The following is a 20,238-nucleotide window of genomic DNA, read 5'->3' as shown; positions in this document are numbered from 1 at the left end:
CTGAGGCGGATGCAAAACGTAAGGCAGATGCTGATGCCAAAGCAAAAGCCGATGCGGCAGCTAAAGCCAAAGCCGATACTGCTGCAAAGGCGAAAGCCGAAGCGGAGGCAAAACGTAAGGCAGATGCCGATGCAAAACGTAAAGCTGAGGCGGATGCAAAACGTAAGGCAGATGCTGATGCCAAAGCAAAAGCCGATGCGGCAGCTAAAGCCAAAGCCGATACTGCTGCAAAGGCAAAAGCCGAAGCGGAGGCAAAACGTAAGGCGGATGCCGATGCAAAAGCCAGAGCTGACGCGGATGCAAAACGTAAAGCAGATGCCGATGCAAAAGCCAAAGCTGAGGCAGATGCAAAACGTAAAGCGGATGCCGATGCGAAAGCCAAAGCTGAGGCAGATGCCAAGGCTTCAGCAGCCAAACAGGCGGCTGAAGAAGCTGCTCAGAAAAAAGCAGAATCAAAACGGATTGCGTCTACTGCAAAACGTGATTTCGAAAATAAAATTAAACGTGCTTGGGATACCCCAGTGGGATCATCAGGTCAGCGTGCTACTGCTCGTGTGACCTTGAATGATAATGGTGGTGTGGTTTCTGTCATCGTAAACTCAAGTGATGCAGACATGAAAGCCAGCGTAGAAGCTGCAGTTCGTGCTGCGGCGCCGTATCCGATGCCTTCTGATCCAGATGCACGCCGAGAAGCACGAAGCTTTACCTCAACCTTCACAGCCCAATAAATAAAAAATCCAGCCATCTTCCAGAACAGGTGTGATGGCTGGATTTTTAAGTTAGACTTTAATTAAAATAGACTGAAAAATATTCGCTTTTCACAGTCGCATAACAGTTTGGTGATAAATTCATGGTTTTATTCACATAAATCCATGCGATGATGTAGCCCGATCACCTTAGAATAACGCCGTTGATTTGAGTAAATAACGAATGATGGAAAAGACTCGCAAACACCTACTCTGCCTTGCCCTTATGACCGCCCTTGGTGCAGTGACGGCGACCCAGTCACAGGCCCAGCTGCATCTGGAAATTACCAAAGCCCCTGAAGCAGCGCCTAAAATTGCCATCGTGCCTTTTAGTCAAGACCAGAGTATTTATCCGATTGTAGAAAATGACCTGAATCGTTCTGGAAAATTTACCAGTGCTTCAAAAAACCTGCCTGCGACAGCGACCCTCAACACCCCTAATGCAGAAGCTTGGGCATCTGCTGGCGTACCTTATGTTGTAACGGGTTCATCTAAAACCAATCCTGATGGTTCGTTTAGCATCCAGTATCAACTATATGATGTTGAAAAAACACAATATTTACTCAATGAATTACTCACTGTTCCCGCCTCGCGTACCCGCCAGGCAGCGCATATGATCAGTGATGCAATTTATCAGGCATTAACAGGAATTGCAGGCGACTTTAGCGGCCGTATTGCTTATGTGCTGCGTAACCCGGCCACGCCGGAACAGCGTTATACCCTGCAAATTGCCGATACCGACGGTGAACAACCAAAGACCATCTTGACCTCACGCGATCCGATTTTGTCACCCGCCTGGACACCGGACGCGAAAAAAATTGCTTATGTATCTTTTGAGACCAAGCGCCCTGCTATTTATGTACAGGAACTGGCTACAGGTCAACGTGAAAAACTGGCCAGCTTCCGTGGCTTAAACGGCGCGCCAAGCTTCTCGCCAGATGGCAAAACTATGCTGTTTACTGCCTCCATGCACGGTAACCCGGAAATCTATCAGATGAATCTGGAAACACGCCAGTTACAGCGTATGACCAATGATAGCTCAATTGATACCGAAGCCCGTTATGCACCAGATGGCAAATCCTTTATCTTTACATCAGACCGTGGGGGTTCTCCACAGATCTACCGTTACGACCTGGTCAATCAGACCACCAAACGCTTAACCTTTCGGGGTGCCTTTAATGCTCGCGCAACTTTAAGTGCAGATGGGAAAAAGCTTGCCTTGGTACATCGCCCAAGCGGCAGTAATTATAAAGTAGCGGTACAGGATATAAACTCTGGTGTAACCAATATCCTGACCCCAACCAGTCTGGATGAATCGCCAAGCTTCTCGCCAAATGGGCAGATGGTGGTTTATGCCACACGCGAAGGCGCACGTGGTCTGCTGTCAATCATGACCTTGGATGGCCGCTTTCGCATGAATTTACCAAGTGAAACCGGTGAAGTTCGTGAACCGGCTTGGGCACCCAAATAACAGTTTAATATTTAAAAATGCTTTACCCCATAATCAACCTTCATGGAGATGAAGATGAACAAAGTAAAATTATTTGCGCTTCCTTTACTTGCAGCAGCCGTAGTGATGACGGGTTGTGCAAGCCGCAAGCCTGCCGCTGAAGTACAGACCGGCAACCTGGATACTAGCGGTAGCACGACCGTCAATACTCAAGGCTTGAGTGAAGATGCAGCATTAGGTGCACAAAACATGGCTGACGCATCATCCAAAGGGGTGACGGCTGAGAATAAGGCTTATCTTGCAAAGCGCGTTGTACACTTTAACTATGACAGTAGCGAACTCAGCAATGACGACATTCGCACGCTTCAGGCCCATGCCCAGTTCCTGATGGCCAATGCTAATTCCCGTGTAGCTTTAACCGGTCACACAGATGAGCGCGGTACACGTGAATACAACATGGCACTGGGTGAACGCCGTGCTAAAGCGGTTGAAAGCTTCCTGATCACCACTGGTGTCAATACCAATCAACTGGAAGCGGTCAGCTATGGTAAAGAAATGCCGGTGAATCCAGGCCATGATGAAAGTGCCTGGAAAGAAAACCGCCGTGTTGAAATCAATTACGAAGCCGTTCCGCCATTGTTGAAATAATCATTACCACACTCTAAGCCCAATAAAAAAGCACTCAATCGAGTGCTTTTTTATTGCATGAAGATTTGAAGATGAGGTCATCCCTGCTCTTCCTCAGCAGGTTGCATCGATTCAATCATGTCATGCTTATTGAATTTTTTATATTCAGGCTTAGCCTCATAATCCTTCCAGGCTTCTTTCATCTTGTCTTCGGAAATCTCATCAAGATTAATTGCCTCTCCTGGCGTTGGAGTCGCATCAAACTTTAATACCGTCATCTCTGTGCTCCTATATACAACTTTTTCCTTTGCCTTCAACATAGCACTTTCCAGCAGAGTTGCAAGGGCAAAATCACAACAAATAACCCAGTTTAATTGTTCTTTTCAAGCGTTCTCATCTAAAATGTAGCCGCATATCGTTTTGATCATTTTTTCCTGATTTAAGTCTTGGAGCTTTTCTCTTATGTCATACCGCACCTTATCCCAGTTTTTACAACAACAAAGCGGGAACCTCACACCTGAGCTTGCACAAGTAATTGAAACAATTGGGAATACATGTAAGCGTATTGATCAACTTCTGCAAAAAGGTGCTTTAGCAGGTATATTGGGAAGCGCCCAGCTTGAAAACGTTCAAGGCGAAGAGCAAAAGAAACTGGATGTCATTTCCAATGATTATCTGATTGATGCTTTGCAACAGCACCCGCATGTCGGCGGTCTGGCCTCGGAAGAACTGGATACCTTTACGCCTGCACAAGAAAATGGTCAATACCTGGTCTTGTTCGATCCACTCGATGGTTCAAGCAATATCGACATCAATATGTGTGTAGGTACTATTTTCTCGGTTCTGCCTGCAAAAAATGCTGTAACTCAGGCGGAAGATTTCATGCAGGCTGGTGTACATCAGGTTGCAGCAGGTTATGTACTCTACGGTCCTTCCACCATGATGGCGCTGACTGTGGGTACCGGTACCGTATTCTTTACTTTTGATCCGGAAAGCCAAGAGTTTTTACTGACTTCTGAAAATATTCACGTTGCAGCTGATACCCAAGAATATGCAATCAATGCTTCAAATCAGCGTCACTGGGAAAAACCGGTACAACGTTATATTGATGAACTGCTCGCGGGCAAAACTGGCCCACGTGAAAAAGACTTTAATATGCGTTGGGTGGCCTGTATGGTAGGTGATATTCACCGTATTCTGTGCCGCAGCGGGATTTTCATGTACCCATACGACCTGAAAGATCCTAAAAAAGCCGGCCGTCTGCGTTTAATGTACGAAGCCAATCCAATGAGCATGTTGATGGAACAGGCAGGCGGTACATCAACAACGGGCCGTGTACGCATTCTCGAAATCGAACCCACAGATTTGCATCAGCGCGTGCCTGTGATTATCGGTTCAAAAAACGAAGTTGAGCTTGTCACCAGCTACCATCATTAATTTTTAAACGGCAGTTGATGATCTGATCGACTGCCGTGGACTTTTCCCTATGCCAACCATCTTCCTTGAATCCAAAGACAATCCTAAAATTAAACACCTGCGTGGTTTAATTGAGCAGAATTCTTATCGTAAAAAACAAGGGCAAACCGTGCTTGAAGGTACGCACCTGTGTCTTGCATGGTTACATGAAAATAAAAAAATCAACTCCATTTTCACAACTGAACACGCCTTGGAGCATCCTGATTTCGATACGATTTTAAAAAAATACTCAGGCGTGGTATTCGTGATTGGTGAATCACTCTATAAAGATTTAAGTACCTTAGGTACTTCTCTGGCTTGTCTGGCGATTGTAGATATTCCAAGCTCAAGTCAGACCTTGGACTACACGGCAGACACCCTGATTCTGGAAAATGTGCAGGACCCGGGCAATGTCGGCACTCTGTTACGTTCTGCTGCCGCGGCCGGTATTGATCAGGTAATTTGCACCAAAGGTTCAGCCTCACTCTGGTCACCCCGTGTACTACGTGCAGGTATGGGCGCGCATTTTTCTTTGCAAACTTTTGAAAATATTGCCCTGGAAGAGGTACTGCAAAACTTTAAGATTCCAGTGTATGTCACCAGCTCACATCGTTCTAGCAACCTATATAGCAAGGATCTGCGTAAAGCCTGTGTCTGGATTCTAGGCAATGAAGGCCAAGGGGTATCAGATTATGCCCTGCAACATGCAGAAGCCGTGGCTATTCCGCAACCGGGTGGACAGGAATCCTTGAATGTTGCGATTGCCGGGTCAATCTGCTTCTTTGAAATGGTCCGTCAACGTATCTAAATGAGTATTTAGGTTACATTGTTTTAATTCCAACCCGTGTATTTGTAAAATAGATTACACTACAAAAATAATAAGTTTTATTGTCAACCAAATCATTAGTCCCAGCGTTATATATATAAAGTTGGGAATAATGGTGGGTGTCCAATGACAGGGTTTTCCATCTCTATGGATTTAGCACCAAAACCGTTACAGTCACAAGATGCAAGTATTCTAAAGAGTACCGCGGAGTCTCGCTTAAAGAATTTCATGCAGGATGTGACTGGTCGCGCTTTGGTCATGATGGAAAGTGCAACTCAGGATCAGCATGGCATTGCCATGGATCTGGTTCAGGAAGCCTTTATTGCCTTGCATAAATCCTATGCTGAAAAAAGCACTGAAGAATGGTATCCCCTGTTTTATACGATCCTTAACAACAAGTTGCAGGATTGGCGCCGGAAAGAAGCGCGTCGGCGCCAGCCATTTTCCTTTTTTAAAAAAGTCAGCCTCGATGACGATGAGATTGAATTCGATCATTTGGTAGATGAATCAACACCATCCCCACTCGAGTTTTTGGATCAGGCGGTTACTGCTGAAGAAATTCAGGAGGCCATTGCCAAGTTACCGTTACGTCAACAACAGGCATTTATGCTTAGAGCTTGGGAAGGCTTTGATACTCATACCACGGCACAAATTATGAACTGCAGTGAAGGAAGTGTAAAAACTCATTATCACCGTGCTATTCAAGGACTGCGTGCCTCTTTAGCACATTTAAATCCATATCTGGGAGGGTCATCCGAATGAAAGAAGATGATTTCTTAAAGCAAGTAACTTCCAAACTTGATGGACTGGCACAACACCATAAAGACAAACCGGTGGTGATGCACCATGTTCTTGATGAAATTCAGGAATCTAAACATTCACGTTTTGCATTTCTAAAAATGTCTGGTTTTGCTCTGGCAGCCGCAATTGCAGGTGTAATCGTTTTACCGAATATTGCTACCCAGCATGAGCCACAAACCCAAACTGTTTCAGTACCCAAACTCTCTCCACAAATGCTGGAAGATTTAGAAATGCTAATGGTTTTAGGTGAGGACAAGGTTCCCCATGGCAGCTAAAAGATTAGCGATTGCGTTCTGTGCATTTAGCTTTTTACAAACCAGTTTTGCAGGGGTCGAACGTTTCTGGATTTTTTCCAAGGACGCGCATACTCAGGTCAATGATACCTGGGAAGATCTGTCTGATTCGGAACAATTGGCCTTGATTAAACGCTATCAGGCCTTGAAGGAAATTCCGGAACAGCAACAAATTAATTTGCAGCAACGTCTAGACTGGTTTACTCAGCTTCCTGAGACTGAAAAACAGAAAATGCGTGAAACCTGGCAAATGATGAGCAGTCAGGAACGTAAAGAGTTAGGCTTACGGATGCAAAAGGCGAAACCTGAAGAACGTCTGGCCATTCGTGAAGAATATATTCAAAAATATCAGCAATTGACTCAGCCCAGCTCTCACTGAAACCTAAAGAATATTAAAAGCCTCCCAATGGAGGCTTTTAATATATCAGAAGGTTGTGATTATTTTTTCCAGCGGCGATAGCTAACCAAACCAACCAAGCCAAGCCAAGCAGCCCGAAAATACCGAAAGAGCCGCCACCACTAGAAGTATTATTGGTGTTCTTCAGCGTATTGCGTAGTAAAATCTCTGCATCAGCAGACATCAGCCCATCGGCATCAAATATATTATATATAATCGTATAGTCTGCCTGACTTAAACTATTTTTCACTTTAAAAGTCAGTTGGCCGCCATAGCATCTCTCACCTTGATAATCACCTGGACAAGGACCTTCACGTTCAGCACTGACACTTACTCCTGCTGGCATTTTAATCCGGATAGGAATTTCTAGCCCGTCGTTATTCCGATAAAAAGCCGGTTTGCTATTAATCGCAGGTCCATCCCCATCATCACTGTCATTTTCCAAAGGATTAACAGTTACGCTAAGATACTTATCAGGGTTAATGGCATAGACATCACTCTTGATAATGGGCTGAATATTGGCAAAAGTAACCTTTAAAATTCCCGAGCTACTCGCTCCTGTCTTCTTATCTTTCAAGGTGTATTTACAGAATTCCATATCATTAGCATCAGTTACTTTCCCATCAGTACGATACATGATGATCCGTTGAAGATCCGGCTTCCATTCACACTTTAAATTCGGATCTTCCGGATGGCCTGTTACCATAAGTGAGTCCCCCTCACCTGTTAATCCACCTACGCCCAAAGACTTCACTTCAACATCATAGTTTTGCGCATTAAGTGCTTGAATGATAATCTCTTTGGCTTCCAAGTTTTCCTGTGGCATCGCCAGCTTAAAAGGGTCAATATAAATAGCGCGATATTTTTGGTGCTGCTTGGTATATTTGAGCAGCTCTTCAAACTCTCTTAATTCTTCTTTTAAACCTGGAAGCTCTTCTGGCAAAGTATCCTTGTGATTCAGAATAGATTGAAGATCATCAATATTTTTTTGGTAAGAATTCAATAGCTCTGTTAACGATACATTTTTAAGTCCGACTATATCTGCTGCAGTAAAACGCCGCATTTCAATCGAGCCAATGTCACAGGTATTTCTTGCAGCTGGATTGAAAAGCAAAGTGGCATCAACGACACGCTCAATCCCGCGCTGATCGTTTTCAATACAATTCTTGTCTCCAATATCAACCAGATCTGTATCAGTTTGATTATCAACTGGATAATACATACCTAGATAACGGTTATTGATCGAGGGCTCTATAAAGGGCGTCAACAGCTTTTCAAGCGTTGTATTGGATACATCAATATTGGTTGAGACCTTTTCTTTCTCCAGCTCTGGCAATACACACCTTGATTCTCCAGTTTGCTCTATCGCATTAAAATCTGTCGTGAAAGAAATTTTTGGTGCTGGGGGAGGACTTCCTGCATTCAATGCATATTCACAAGATAAACCTTTATTAAATGCCAAAACATTGTGTTTAAGCGTTTTTACTCCCAAATCATCATAATATAAAACTGATTTTGCTACGTTTTCTACAATTGTATTGTTAGAAGCATTGAGCACTGAGCTACTGGTTAAAGGCCGGCTTAAATGATGGGCCATACGCAGAATATAGCCTTGGGCACTGGCGGTATTTTGGGCAATGGTTGAATTTTGGATATTTACTTTAGCTGCACCACAAAAATCTAGAATACTCGCTGTATGACTGGAACCATTTTGAATCAGACTGCTTCGGATAATATCCACCCCCGTTTGGGTACTGCCTAAATTTCCACTGCAATCCATGGCCAAGATGCTGCCATACGTATTTGCCACATTGTTGCGAATTAAAGAATCTACTATCTGGATATTTTTTTCATTATTCAAGGCAGTCGCATAAATTGCTCCTCCTTCTGCCTCTGCTTTAGACCCTACAATTTCACTATTAATCACGCCTAAAGGCCCCGCGACATAAAATGTGCCCCCATTGCCCTGATCATAAGAATTTTTCGTCGCATAACCATCCTTTAATATAAGGTTCTGAATATTTAAGCTAACCTGACTTTCTAAGGTGTTAAATAGTCGTGTCTTACTTTGACCAGAAATGGTGGTTTTCAGCGCTTCACGGGTAGGATATAAAAAAGTGATCGGGCTTTTTGTATTATAGCTATAGGGGGATTTACCATAAATCTTCACTGCTGACTCTACAATCAATTCACGGTCTAGCTTATATTCACCTGCCTCAAGCTGAATGACATCAGCTGCACTCCCATCCAGTCGGAGTGTACGTCCAACATTACACCCCCCATAAGACTTATCCAGCTTTGCAGTTTTAATCGCTTCACGTAAAGAGCAAGCTTTAGAATTTTCCCCATCTTCATCTAACAGTGTGGTGACATAAATAGTTTTATCTTCAGCTGCCATCAAACTCATGGCAGATAAAATCATGACTGCAAGCAACCCTTTTTTATAATTTTTCATGATTGTTCCTTAATCTTTCAGAGAACGTTGTAATCCTATTAATCCCAACAAAGCAATTAGCCCACCAAAACCCCACGCGCCTCCAGAAGTTTTAACTGACTTGTCTTGCATTTCATTTTTAGGCTCTTGCACAATCTGTGTACTCAAAACCAGATAAGGTTTGGATTTATTAAAGCGTGTAGAAGACGTCACGACCTGAATTTCAAAAATATCTGCGCCATGCCAACCAGAGTCCGGGGTATAAGTTACATTCCCTTCCAGATCAATGGTGGTTTTACCTTTTGATTCTGTTTTGGTTTGTACAATTCTCAAACATCCATCTTGCCAGCTTTGTCCTGATGGAGGTGGGCCTACCAAAATGCTGCATTGTTCTTTAGGCAAGAGGTCACTATCGCCAAGATAGGGCTGTATTGAAAATTTGGCCACCTCACCTTTCAGCAAATCCTGGCCGACCAGACTCATAGAGGTTGGAACAATCACTTCAATGGCACCGCGGTCACAAAACTGGTTATCCATCAAACGGTTATTATTCCGCTGGTCAGCTTCTGCACAGCCAATCACTTCACTATCTATCTTATTCGAAGGCAGGCCTTTATTTACGATAGGCGAGTCTTCTACCACCGCATGACTCAACAAAATACGCGGCCGTATATACCCTAAGAACTGGTCTTTTGGTATGCTATAAGGGCATAAAATTGCTGTTGTATTTTCTCTGAAATTTTGACAAACGCCTTCACTCTGATTCGTTTTTTCTGCAAATAGATGGGTTCCAGTCCAGATCTGGTTTGGATAACGGGCTTCTCCGGCTCCACAACTCCCTACTAGATTATTTTGAACAGTTGTTTTATCTGTAGCGGTAATCTGACAATCCTGTGCACCATTTTTCAAGATAATACTATTGGCTACATAAGCTTTAGCATGCGGCGCTTCCAAACGTAAGGCTGTATCTGCATTATCAACAATGGTCAGGTTATTTAGTCCCATTCCATCCACTACATTAATCAGCACTCCGCTGTTTTTAAGTAGCGTACTGCTGCTCATTTCTGCATTTTTTCGCTCAATAGTTTCAAGATCAGCGACCTGACCAGCTGTATAAATATTGGCACTACTCAGATTTGAGGTTTGATTGTCTCTTAGTACACTTTGCGTGATAAAGAAAAATGGCAACTTTGTATAAAGAATGCCCCCTTGTTGTGCTTTGTTATTCTCAATCAGGCTATTTTTGATAATTACACTGCTCATCAGATTGTCACCAAACTGACCAGCACTATAAATTGCGCCTCCTTTTATAGCCGCGCCTTTAAACAAACGGCTGTGCTCCAAGCTTAATCTACCTTGGTTATAGATCAAGCCCCCTTCCTCAGCACAACTGGCCGCTCCACAGCCTTCTAGGTCTAGCTCTTTTAAAGTAGCAGTAATCCAATTTTCATTGTTAGCAATCCGAAACAGGTTATCTGTACCTTTCATCTGAATACGGGCATTTTCCCTGCCCCGCACCTGCTCGGTAGAGCTCCAGTTTCCATCATTTTCAGCAACAGATCGAATGACTAGGGATTTTTTAACCGGAATGTGCTTATTCAGGACATAGGTGTTGTTTGCTTTTAATAAAATGGTGGTTGTAGAGTTCTCTCCTCCACATCCCAGGTAGCCTTCTTTGCCTGCCTCTCGGTTAATATATTCAATGGCTTCTCGAAGGGAACATTCCTTGTCGTCTTTTTCAATATCTTCTGTAGTGGTTACAACAATATCTGCACCATATGCCTGCCCTGCTATACATAGCAAAGCCACGCCTATGCCCCTCTTGAGCATAACCTTCTCCTTAGTTTTTTATTTATTTGTTTTTTTTCTAGAGTTGCATAATCCGTGCAACAGCGAATAATTTTGCCTTACTTTGGCATAGACTGAGTAATTACTCAAGATTTTTTATAACTTATCGATATTCGTCAATTAATGCATAAATCTGTCTTAAATTGGCATGACTTACCTTTAACTTTTCTCCTTTTAATAGCTGGATAATCTGCTCCAGGGTCTGTAATAATACCGAGGTTTGATGAGATCCGTAGTTAAGTAAATAATCAAAAATTTGTGGATCGAGATGTATCCCGCGACGATCCAGAACCGAAGAGACCAGCGCATAACGGTCAGCATACAGACTACCATTGGGTACTCGAACACTGACCGCCTGGGTCAGACGAGACTGTAGGTCTGGTAGTTCCAGTTTTAATTCAATAGGCGCGAAACGCGATGAAAACACCAGCTGACCGCCCCCTTCATTATTATAATTAATCAAATGAAAAACGGCGCGTTGCCAATGCGGTACGCCACTGATGGCTTCAATATCATCCAGCGCAATCAGATCAAAACGGTCCAGAGAGGTAATGGCTTCAGTGGGTGCATCTAGCAGCTCTAATAAAGAAACTTGAATGGCCGACTTACCGATCTCCAGATAAGAATCACAAATCGCAGACAGTAAATGGCTTTTACCTGTACCTGCCCCACCATATACATAAAAACGGTTAATTAATCCAGCATGTAACTGTCGAATGGCATCAATGACATGCCCCCAGCCCGGACCCGAAAAATCACTGATTCGGGCATCGAGTTGAGGTTCTATATCTAACTGCAATTGACGCATATAATATTAATGGCCTTATGAGTCTTTATTAAAAGAGGCATCCATCTTACTGGATTTTTCATCAGCCTGCAGTGATTTTGCTTCTGGCTTTTTCATTTCAATATCAACGTCTACGTCTGCAGTCTCAACACTGATCGACCCTGTCGAAGTATCTCTGATCACCCGGGTTTTATAACCATAAAAATCCGTATGCTCATAATACTCCCGTATATGTCGCAATAACACCACAATTACAGCAGCAACCGGCAAGGCGATCAGCATCCCCAGAAAACCGGCCAGTTGTGCGCCTGCCAGTACCGCAAACACCACAGCAACTGGCGATAAACCAATTTTATCCCCGAGCAAGAAAGGCTGTAGCACATACCCCTCTACGGCCTGCCCCACCATAAATACCACACCGACCAAGACCAGCTGCCACCAGTCAATCCCAAACTGCAAGAAGGTCGCGACCACCGCTGCAATGATCCCGACAGCAAAACCCAGATAAGGAATAATACTGGCCAGACCTGCCACCATGCCAATAATCAGGCCCACTTCAAGTCCAATCAGTTGCAAGCCGACTGCATAAACAATTCCTAATAAAACCATGACCAGGAACTGTCCTTTGACAAAAGCACCCAAAACATTATGACACTCAGATACGATCTTCAAGGTACTTTTTTCATAAGGACGCGGGATCAAGCGACGCAAGCTTTCCAGCATACGGTCCCAATCCAGCAAGAAATAGAAAGCAATAATAGGAATCAGAACAATCATCCCGCCAATCTGTAAAAAGTTAATCCCGGATTGGGCCAAACGCAGTACAAAGGCCTGGATACTATCTGCACTATAATGGGTCTGTACATAGTCCATGACCACAGTGGAAATCTGGTTCGTATCGACTTCCATTTCAACCATATTAAAGGTATTCGACAACCAGGGTAAAAAGCTTGAATTGATCCATCCAATTATCGCCGGGATGTTGTCACGTGCATACATCAGCTGCTGCCAGATTAATGGAATCAGATACCAAATGGCCAGGGTCACCAGGATACCAATTCCAATAAACACGATACTGATTGAAAGCCAGCGCGGTAGTCCGGCATCATGAAACTTATCGACCAGCGGACTTAACAGATAGGCTATCAAAAATGCCGCAACAAATGGAATAACAACAGGTTTCAGTAAATACAACATCCACAGCAATAAAGCTATCGCAGCTAGGATAAACACGCGACGCAATGTGCGATCTATCATAAATTTTGACCTTTTCTCTATTAATCATTATAAAAAGTAAAATATTTCCACAAAGATAGCATTTTAAGCCACAAATACCATAAGAGTTTTGCATATTCGGGTTATAATCCCTGCCGCGAATGCGGAGACTTCATTATGAGCAACTCAACTTCTACCCCAAACACTGGTTTAAGCTACAAAGATGCAGGTGTCGATATTGAAGCGGGCGACGCGTTAGTCGACCGAATCAAAACTGTCGCAAAGCGTACTTCCCGTCCTGAAGTGATGGGCGGTCTAGGCGGCTTTGGTGCACTTTGTAAAATCCCTAAAGGTTATGAAGAACCTGTTCTCGTATCTGGCACAGATGGTGTTGGTACAAAATTACGTTTAGCCCTGAACTTGAACCGTCATGACACGATTGGTCAAGATCTGGTGGCCATGTGTGTAAACGATCTTCTGGTATGTGGCGCAGAGCCACTGTTTTTCCTTGATTATTATGCCACTGGCCAGTTGAATGTCGATGTTGCTGCCAATGTCGTCACTGGTATCGGTAAAGGCTGTGAACTTGCTGGCTGTGCATTGGTAGGCGGTGAAACTGCTGAAATGCCAGGCATGTATGAAGGTGAAGATTACGATCTTGCAGGTTTCTGTGTGGGTGTGGTTGAGCAAAGCAAAATTATTGATGGCTCAAAAGTAAAAGCGGGTGATGTATTGATTGGTGTGGCTTCTTCAGGCGCCCATTCAAATGGTTACTCTCTGCTTCGTAAAATTCTTGACGTAAAAAATGTTGATCTGAATCAAATCGTAGATGGCCGTCCACTTGCCGATGTGGCAATGGAACCAACCCGTATCTATGTAAAATCTATTCTTGAACTGTTAAAACACGTTGATGTGCATGCAATGGCACACATTACCGGTGGTGGTTTACCAGGTAACCTGCCACGCGTATTGCCAAATGGTGCACAAGCGGTAGTGAATGAATCGTCATGGGAATGGCCAGAGCTGTTCAAACTGTTACAACGCGAAGGTGGTGTAGAACAGTTTGAAATGTACCGCACATTCAACTGTGGTGTTGGTATGGTACTGGTTGTTGATGCAGCTGCTGCAGATCAAACCATAGAGCTTCTAAATAGCTTCGGCGAAAAAGCATGGGCAATGGGTCATATTGTCGAAAATGCTGAGTCTGTTGCAGACGCTGACGAAAAAATTCGTGTAGTTTTCGCTTAAGCCCTAGATGATTAAAATCGCTGTTCTTGTTTCAGGCAATGGATCAAACCTGCAAGCCCTGATTGATGCAGATCTGTCAGGGAAAATTGTCGGGGTACTTTCCAACAAACCTGAAGCATATGCCTTAACGCGTGCACAACAAGCAAAAATTGCAACTGCGGTGATTGAACACCAGCAGTATCCAAGCCGTGAAGCATTTGATGATGTTATGCATCAGCAGCTTCTGGACTGGGATGCGGACCTGATCGTACTTGCAGGCTTTATGCGAATTTTAAGTAAAAAATTTGTAAAAGCCTGGGAAGGGAAAATGCTGAACATTCACCCTTCTCTCTTACCGTATTACAAAGGTATGCATACGCATCAACGTGTATTAAATACCGGAGACGTATTGCATGGCTGTACTGTGCATTATGTGACTGCCGAGCTAGATGCCGGTCAGGCACTGGCTCAAGGTGTACTTAAAGTCAGTCATCAGGACACTGCAACAACCTTGGCAGAGCGAGTTCATAAGCTGGAACATCTGATCTACCCACAAGTGGTGGAATGGATCTGTAGCGGAACCCTTCAGCCTGCTGATACTGGGGTCTATTACCAGGGTAAATTGATGCATGAACCGGTTCAATTCTGCAAGTTTTAAAATTTCAAATAAATAAAAAATGCCTTTTCGAAGGCGTTTTTTATTTATTCTGTTAGAAAAACCAGCTGATAAATTATTCCAGCTTATCCCTGGATGAGCTGTCTGACTTTCTCTGCTACTTTTAAAGGCTGCTCCAGAGGAAACATATGTCCGCCGGGGAATATCTCAAAGGGAATACCGAATTTTTTCTCAATCTGTTGAGGGAATCGACGCTCGAGAAAAGGGCCTTTTTCAGCCACCAGCACTTTCACCGGAACTTGAGGTTTAGACTGAGGCAGCCACCAAAGTGATGGATTGGTCCTGAAGATCTCGACTTCATCCATCTTCGGAATAGTAAGCTCTACACCGCCCCGCACTGGATCAGTACTAAGACCATGATCAATATATGCCTGAAAACAGTCTGCATCAAAATCTCGATAAAAACCTTTGGGACGAAGTAGCTCAGCCGCCTGTTCACGCGAGTCCCAATGATCACGACGGCGTTTGGATAAACCAGCCGGTGACATTTGATCCAGCGCCTTTAAACGCAGTATTTTTGCAGCATGTAATGCCAATACTTCTTTCCCCATCATCAAGGGTGGATCCAGCATAATCACTTGAGAAAACAGTTCCGGACGTGTTAAGGCTGCCTGAAAACTCAATACTGCACCCAAAGAATGGCCTAAACCGATCACTGGCCTGCCATGTGCCTGACGTACAATACTATCAGTCACTTGCTGAGTCAGGCCCCGCCAGTGATTGTCTACCGGATAACGTTTATCTGGACCTAGAGCCTGAACATAAATAATATCGAAGTCCGGTTGCAGTGCATCGAACAGCTTTTGATAGACTTTGGAGGGCACGCCATTGGCGTGCGCAAAATGGATTAAAGGCTTCATTGCAGCGATGTATGATTTTCTGACTGGAGTTTCTGGGCAACCGAAGTGGCAATTCCTTCACCGATTGATGATCCCATACGGCCAAGCACTGACTCAAATGGACTATATTCGATGGTATAGTTCAAGGCTTTATCTGTTTTCAATTCACGTTTTAACGTGTTCAGACTACCAACACGATCTGCAATACCGAGTTTTACTGCCTGCTCACCCGTCCAGAACAAACCAGAGAATATGGCAGGATCAGTTGATTTCAGCTTGTCGCCCCGGCCCTGTTTTACCGCCTGAATAAAATGACTATGCACATTATCCAGCACACCCTGTACATGTGCTTTTTGTTCAGGATCTACCGGCTGAGTCATGGAGAGCAAGGCTTTATTTTCACCAGAGGTCATGGTGCGGTCTTCAACTCCCATTTTATGTAACAGACCATTTAAGCCATAATTTGGCATAATTACCCCAATTGAACCCACCAGACTGGATGGATTCACAATGATTTCATCGGCTGCCGAAGCAATATAATACGCACCAGATGCACCGGTATCTCCAATCACTGCATACAGTTTTTTCTCCGGATGCTGCTTTTTCAGATACTGGATTTCCTGCCAGATTTCATCCGATTGCACCGGTGAACCGCCTGGCGAGTTAATATTCAGCACCACCGCCTTACTCTGTTTATTTTCATAGGCTTTTTTAAGTGATTTAATCGTATTGTTGCTATTTACACTCTGTTTGTCAGCAGCAATCGTGCCCACAATGTCGACCACTGCAAGATGCACACTTGCGCTTGAGCCGGCCTCAGAAGAAGCTACACTACAACTTTTACCGAGTGCTAAAATAATAATCAGCAGATAAGCAAAAGTTAAAAATTTGAAAAAAATTCCCCAGCGACGGGCACGGCGCTGTTCTTCTACAGAAGCTAAAACTGCTTTCTCCAGCAGCTTCCATTCCGGACCAGTGGGTTGCACTGGCTGTGGCGACTGTTGTATTTGGTTTTCAGGTTTTGGTGGCCAATCGGACATAAACAACCCAATAAATTGATTTATCTTGAACCCATTATATACACTGAATGAGGTAATTCTGTCTAAACAAAACGTTTTCGCCTATAATAAATTTTATTTTCTTTCATTTTACCTATTAACACTCAATGACTGAACGAAGCTCGCAGAATATTGCTTATAGTGTATTAAAGTTTGTTAGCCGTCAGCCGATTCAATTTTCACGTTGGATTGCGCAGGCTCTGGCTGGTTTGGTCAATATTTTAAAAATTTCAAAAACTTCCAATACTATTCGATTAAATCTGGAAGTCAGCTTGCCTGAGCTTTCCAAGGAGCAACGGGAACAAATTACCCGCGCAGCCATCCGTAATGAACTGATGTCTTATTTTGAGTTCTTTAGTATTTGGGGTTCCAGTAACGAAAAAAACCTGTCCCGCATCCATCAGGTTCATGGTCAAGACATCTTTCAGCAGGCTTTAGCTGAAAATAAGGGACTTGTGTTAATTGTGCCGCATTTTGGGACTTGGGAAATTATGAATGCCTATTTTGCCCAGTATACCCAAATGACCATCATGTATAAGCCAGTTAAAAATCCAGCTGTTGATCGTTTTGTACATCTGGCACGTAGCCGTGAAAAAGCCCATCTGGTTCCGACCAATGACTCCGGTGTCCGTCAAATCTTTAAGGCACTTAGACAAGGAGGGACGACTGTTATTCTGCCGGATCATACCCCAAGTATCGGGGGGGAATATCTGCCTTATTTTGGTATCCCGCTCGCTACCAGCAATTTAAGTGCCAAGCTTATTCAAAAAACCAAAGCCGAAGCCTTGTTTTTATACGCTTTACGTAATGACAATGGCGGCTTTGATATGCATATCGAAGCGATGGACGAGCAGATCTATGAAAATGATGCAAATTATGGGACACAAGTCATTTTTAAAACTCTTGAAAACCTGATACGGCGCTATCCTGAGCATTATCACTGGAGTTATAAACGCTTCAAGGCCAATCCAGAATTACGCGGATTGTATACCATGGAGCATCAACAAGCCTTGGCCAAAGTCCAGCAGATCAGAACAGCAGCTCAACAACAAAATAAATTTATTGCACCTATTTAAATCTGGGTTTAATTCCGCTTAAGCCAGGAAAATTTGTCACGGTAGGCGTGTACTAACATATTCTGCTCCTGTTTTGAAAATTCAATTGTGCCTTTTTCAATAGTCGTAATCAGAGGAATCTCCAGGGCGTCCAATCGAGCTTGGGTCATACGACTGGGATGCCCATAACGATTAAAACGCCCCGCAGAAGCAATCGCAAGTTTAGGCTGGTAATGTTTCAGAAATTCATAGGCTGAACTATGCTTGCTTCCATGATGTCCCAACACAAGCACATCCACTTTAAGCGCCGGATAATGCTGCAGCAGATAGAATTCTGTTTGCCATCCCGCATCACCCATGAGCAAGAAATTTTGATACGGTGTCCCACCCTGTATTTCGATATGTAATACGCATGAATTTTCATTTTTATTTACACCAGCTTGTGAAAGATGCTGAATTGGAGGAGATAGAACAGTGAACTTAACTTGCTGTCTCCATTGCCATTGCATACCTGCATGGCAATACTGAAATGGGACAGACTGATCACCCTTAAGGGTCTCGTTGGCATAAACTTCTTTGACTTTAAGCTGATTTTTAATACTGTAATACGCTCCGCTATGATCCTGGTCCAGATGGGTCAATATCAGTTGATCAAGCTGAGCTACGCCTTGCACCGATAAAAAAGGCATAATAATTTGCCGGCCCACACTAAATTTTTCTTCATCATAATATCCGCCCATATCCACCATCATACTGTGCTGACCATTCCGGATGAAAATCGCCTGCCCTTGCCCCACATCAAGTATCGATAATTGAAAAGGTGCAGCATAAAACTGTGGAATGCAAAGCGGTACACAACTTAAGGCAGCCCAGGATTTGGGTAACACACCTCTTGGCATAAAGACAATCAGAAGGGCCAATATCACTAGGCCGATCATCCAGATATTCATGGCGAATGGAATGAGCTGCGGCTTGAACCAGTAATCCAGTACATTCAAAAAGGCCAGCAGTATTTGTAAGAGAAGATCATTCAGTTGAAACAGCACGCTTGAAAATGGCTCTGCAATAAAAAACACTACCGCAGCCAGAATATCCAGAGGAACAATCAACAGGCCAATCCACGGAATGGCGACAAGATTACTAAAGGGAGTAATCCAGGCAAGCTGCTTAAAGAACAGCATCATTAAAGGGAATAAGGCCAGAAAAATCTTCCATTGAGATTCCACCAGCACTTTGCCTGCCAGAGACAGGCGCTGCCAGGTACTGGGCTGGAGTTCACGCGGTTGTTGCTGAATCGTCTGGTAAATCCTGAGCAAGACAAAACAGGCGCCATAAGACAGCCAAAACGCGGCCGATAAAATACTGAAAGGGTCAAATAAGAGTAATAAGGCCGCACTTAAAATCAGCAGTTTTAAAGCTTGGACTTGCTGTCTCAAGATCATCGTGATGATTCCAAGCACACAGATCAGCATGGTTCGCATTGCGGGCACTTCAAAGCCCACAAAGGCACAATAAAGTAAAACACAAAGCAGGAAAGGCACACTTAAAAAATACTGACGCGGCCAACGCAAATAAAGCCGAGGTGAATATCTTGACACCATCCACTGCAAAGCTGAACAGCACATCAAGGCAAAAATCAGCACATGCGGGCCAGAGATAGCCAATAGGTGACTCATCCCAAAACGCCGGAACTGCTCTTGTGTGGCGGATTCCAGTAAACTTTCATCGCCCGTTAACAAGGCCAGTAACAAGCCTTTATTTTGCACAGGCTGTCTAAGGATAAATACTCTTAATTGCAGTCGCTGCTTTTCCACCCAGAGTAAAAAGCGCGATTGGAATGTTTTTTGTTGCCGAAGATGCCTGCCATAACCCAGTGCATACACAGCAGCAGGATCGAGTTGCTGAATATTCTGGATCCGAAAACCAGCCATCACATTCTGCTCTAAAGCCCACTTTTCTGCATCAAAAGCTCCCGGTGTTGCATAACTGTGGGTGGGTCGAACTTCTCCCTGCAACAGATAATAACGCCCCAACTCAAGCGTAGAGCCATGAGTGTTCTGAGTATCCACAGCTTTCTTTAGAGAAGATGGCGCTAAAAACCCCATCCATTTTATAGCGTCGCCTTGCGTTATCAGTACTTCTAAAGGCTGCTGAATCGAGCTGCTTCCCAGCTTATTCAGGTTTTTGATATAGACCACAACTTTTTTCTGCTGAACTTTATGCTCAACATTCAGGAGGCGCTGACTAAGCTGCTGATTGGCATAGCCCTGCCCCAACATCATGCCGATGATACTCATCAGGCACACGATAACAAAGCGTCGTAGCGGTGTATTCAAAAGCGAGTTAAATATAGAGCAGCCCAGGTAGCAAAATGCCGCAATCAGCATAATGAGTGAAGTACTCAGCTGAATATTCAGAATATTTTTTCCCATAAAGGCCAGACCTGCAATCCAGCCCACACACAGCCACTGCAACATGAATTATTCTATCTTGTTATTATTTTC

Annotated in this window: 19 protein-coding genes; 11 read left to right on the top strand and 8 right to left on the bottom strand. The window is 43.8% G+C overall.

Translation table 11 applies throughout. The features are described 5' to 3' along the window. From tolA to pal, 3 genes are all read left to right on the top strand, one after another. A partial coding sequence (gene tolA / locus NI461_RS04490; protein ID WP_253156662.1) for a cell envelope integrity protein TolA occupies window positions 1-728 on the top strand: 728 nt, incomplete at its 5' end. A gap of 205 nt (window positions 729-933) precedes the next feature. Further along, on the top strand, window positions 934-2,217 hold the full coding sequence (gene tolB / locus NI461_RS04485) for a Tol-Pal system beta propeller repeat protein TolB (protein WP_253156666.1): 1,284 nt from the start codon (window positions 934-936) through the stop codon (window positions 2,215-2,217). A 54-nt stretch (window positions 2,218-2,271) separates the two neighbouring features. Beyond that, window positions 2,272-2,844: a peptidoglycan-associated lipoprotein Pal gene (pal, locus tag NI461_RS04480; protein ID WP_253156660.1), complete on the top strand. Its 573-nt coding sequence runs from the start codon at window positions 2,272-2,274 to the stop codon at window positions 2,842-2,844. 77 nt (window positions 2,845-2,921) lie between these two features. On the opposite strand, the gene NI461_RS04475 is transcribed toward pal, so the two are convergent. Beyond that, window positions 2,922-3,101, bottom strand: a complete 180-nt coding sequence (locus NI461_RS04475; protein WP_151203547.1) for an NF038105 family protein — start codon at window positions 3,099-3,101, stop codon at window positions 2,922-2,924. Between the two features lie 184 nt (window positions 3,102-3,285). Between NI461_RS04475 and NI461_RS04470 the strand changes: the two genes are divergently transcribed. The 5 genes from NI461_RS04470 (at window position 3,286) to NI461_RS04450 (ending at window position 6,577) form a co-directional block, all read left to right on the top strand. Next, window positions 3,286-4,260, top strand: a complete 975-nt coding sequence (locus NI461_RS04470; RefSeq protein WP_253156658.1) for a class 1 fructose-bisphosphatase — start codon at window positions 3,286-3,288, stop codon at window positions 4,258-4,260. Window positions 4,261-4,309: 49 nt separating this feature from the next. After that, window positions 4,310-5,086, top strand: coding sequence for an RNA methyltransferase (locus tag NI461_RS04465; RefSeq protein ID WP_151203539.1), 777 nt, complete (start codon window positions 4,310-4,312; stop codon window positions 5,084-5,086). Between the two features lie 165 nt (window positions 5,087-5,251). Continuing rightward, window positions 5,252-5,866, top strand: a complete 615-nt coding sequence (locus NI461_RS04460) for an RNA polymerase sigma factor (RefSeq protein ID WP_253156656.1) — start codon at window positions 5,252-5,254, stop codon at window positions 5,864-5,866. Beyond that, the gene (locus NI461_RS04455; protein WP_151205905.1) at window positions 5,863-6,180 is read left to right on the top strand and encodes a hypothetical protein; all 318 of its coding nucleotides are present in this window, start codon (window positions 5,863-5,865) and stop codon (window positions 6,178-6,180) included. The genes NI461_RS04460 and NI461_RS04455 overlap by 4 nt, the downstream gene beginning before the upstream one ends. Next, complete coding sequence (locus NI461_RS04450) at window positions 6,170-6,577, top strand: DUF3106 domain-containing protein (protein ID WP_151203533.1); 408 nt, start codon at window positions 6,170-6,172, stop codon at window positions 6,575-6,577. Before NI461_RS04455 ends, NI461_RS04450 begins: the two co-directional genes overlap by 11 nt. A 37-nt stretch (window positions 6,578-6,614) precedes the next feature. Here the strand turns inward: NI461_RS04450 and NI461_RS04445 are convergent, their stop codons facing one another. The 4 genes from NI461_RS04445 to cxpE form a co-directional block, all read right to left on the bottom strand. After that, the gene (locus NI461_RS04445; RefSeq protein WP_253156655.1) at window positions 6,615-9,050 is read right to left on the bottom strand and encodes a CSLREA domain-containing protein; all 2,436 of its coding nucleotides are present in this window, start codon (window positions 9,048-9,050) and stop codon (window positions 6,615-6,617) included. A 9-nt stretch (window positions 9,051-9,059) separates the two neighbouring features. Then, on the bottom strand, window positions 9,060-10,859 hold the full coding sequence (gene rbtA, locus NI461_RS04440) for a rhombotarget A (RefSeq protein WP_253156653.1): 1,800 nt from the start codon (window positions 10,857-10,859) through the stop codon (window positions 9,060-9,062). 121 nt (window positions 10,860-10,980) lie between these two features. Then, window positions 10,981-11,685, bottom strand: coding sequence for a DnaA regulatory inactivator Hda (gene hda, locus NI461_RS04435; RefSeq protein WP_151205901.1), 705 nt, complete (start codon window positions 11,683-11,685; stop codon window positions 10,981-10,983). A gap of 15 nt (window positions 11,686-11,700) precedes the next feature. Continuing rightward, window positions 11,701-12,921: a chloramphenicol efflux transporter CxpE gene (cxpE, locus tag NI461_RS04430; RefSeq protein WP_253156651.1), complete on the bottom strand. Its 1,221-nt coding sequence runs from the start codon at window positions 12,919-12,921 to the stop codon at window positions 11,701-11,703. 135 nt (window positions 12,922-13,056) lie between these two features. Here cxpE and purM point away from each other — a divergent pair, with 135 nt between their 5' ends. Continuing rightward, window positions 13,057-14,127 carry a phosphoribosylformylglycinamidine cyclo-ligase gene (purM, locus tag NI461_RS04425; RefSeq protein WP_151203523.1) on the top strand — a complete coding sequence of 357 codons (1,071 nt, stop codon included), beginning with the start codon at window positions 13,057-13,059 and terminating at the stop codon, window positions 14,125-14,127. Window positions 14,128-14,134: 7 nt separating this feature from the next. Next, window positions 14,135-14,764, top strand: a complete 630-nt coding sequence (gene purN, locus NI461_RS04420; protein WP_253156649.1) for a phosphoribosylglycinamide formyltransferase — start codon at window positions 14,135-14,137, stop codon at window positions 14,762-14,764. Between the two features lie 83 nt (window positions 14,765-14,847). On the opposite strand, the gene NI461_RS04415 is transcribed toward purN, so the two are convergent. Next, entirely contained in the window at window positions 14,848-15,642 is a 795-nt protein-coding gene (locus NI461_RS04415) for an alpha/beta hydrolase (protein ID WP_151205897.1), read from the bottom strand. Continuing rightward, window positions 15,639-16,661: a signal peptide peptidase SppA gene (gene sppA / locus NI461_RS04410; RefSeq protein WP_253156647.1), complete on the bottom strand. Its 1,023-nt coding sequence runs from the start codon at window positions 16,659-16,661 to the stop codon at window positions 15,639-15,641. Before sppA ends, NI461_RS04415 begins: the two co-directional genes overlap by 4 nt. A 125-nt stretch (window positions 16,662-16,786) precedes the next feature. Between sppA and NI461_RS04405 the strand changes: the two genes are divergently transcribed. Continuing rightward, on the top strand, window positions 16,787-17,755 hold the full coding sequence (locus tag NI461_RS04405) for a lysophospholipid acyltransferase family protein (RefSeq protein WP_151205896.1): 969 nt from the start codon (window positions 16,787-16,789) through the stop codon (window positions 17,753-17,755). Window positions 17,756-17,763: 8 nt separating this feature from the next. Here NI461_RS04405 and NI461_RS04400 read toward each other — a convergent pair whose 3' ends face one another. After that, window positions 17,764-20,211, bottom strand: a complete 2,448-nt coding sequence (locus tag NI461_RS04400) for a DNA internalization-related competence protein ComEC/Rec2 (RefSeq protein ID WP_253156645.1) — start codon at window positions 20,209-20,211, stop codon at window positions 17,764-17,766. Window positions 20,212-20,238: the final 27 nt, after the last annotated feature.

Source organism: Acinetobacter sp. S4400-12, from assembly GCF_024129495.1.
GTDB lineage: Bacteria > Pseudomonadota > Gammaproteobacteria > Pseudomonadales > Moraxellaceae > Acinetobacter > Acinetobacter lwoffii_C.
Note: the sequence above shows the minus strand (reverse complement) of the source record. Positions and strands in the feature narration are given on the sequence as shown.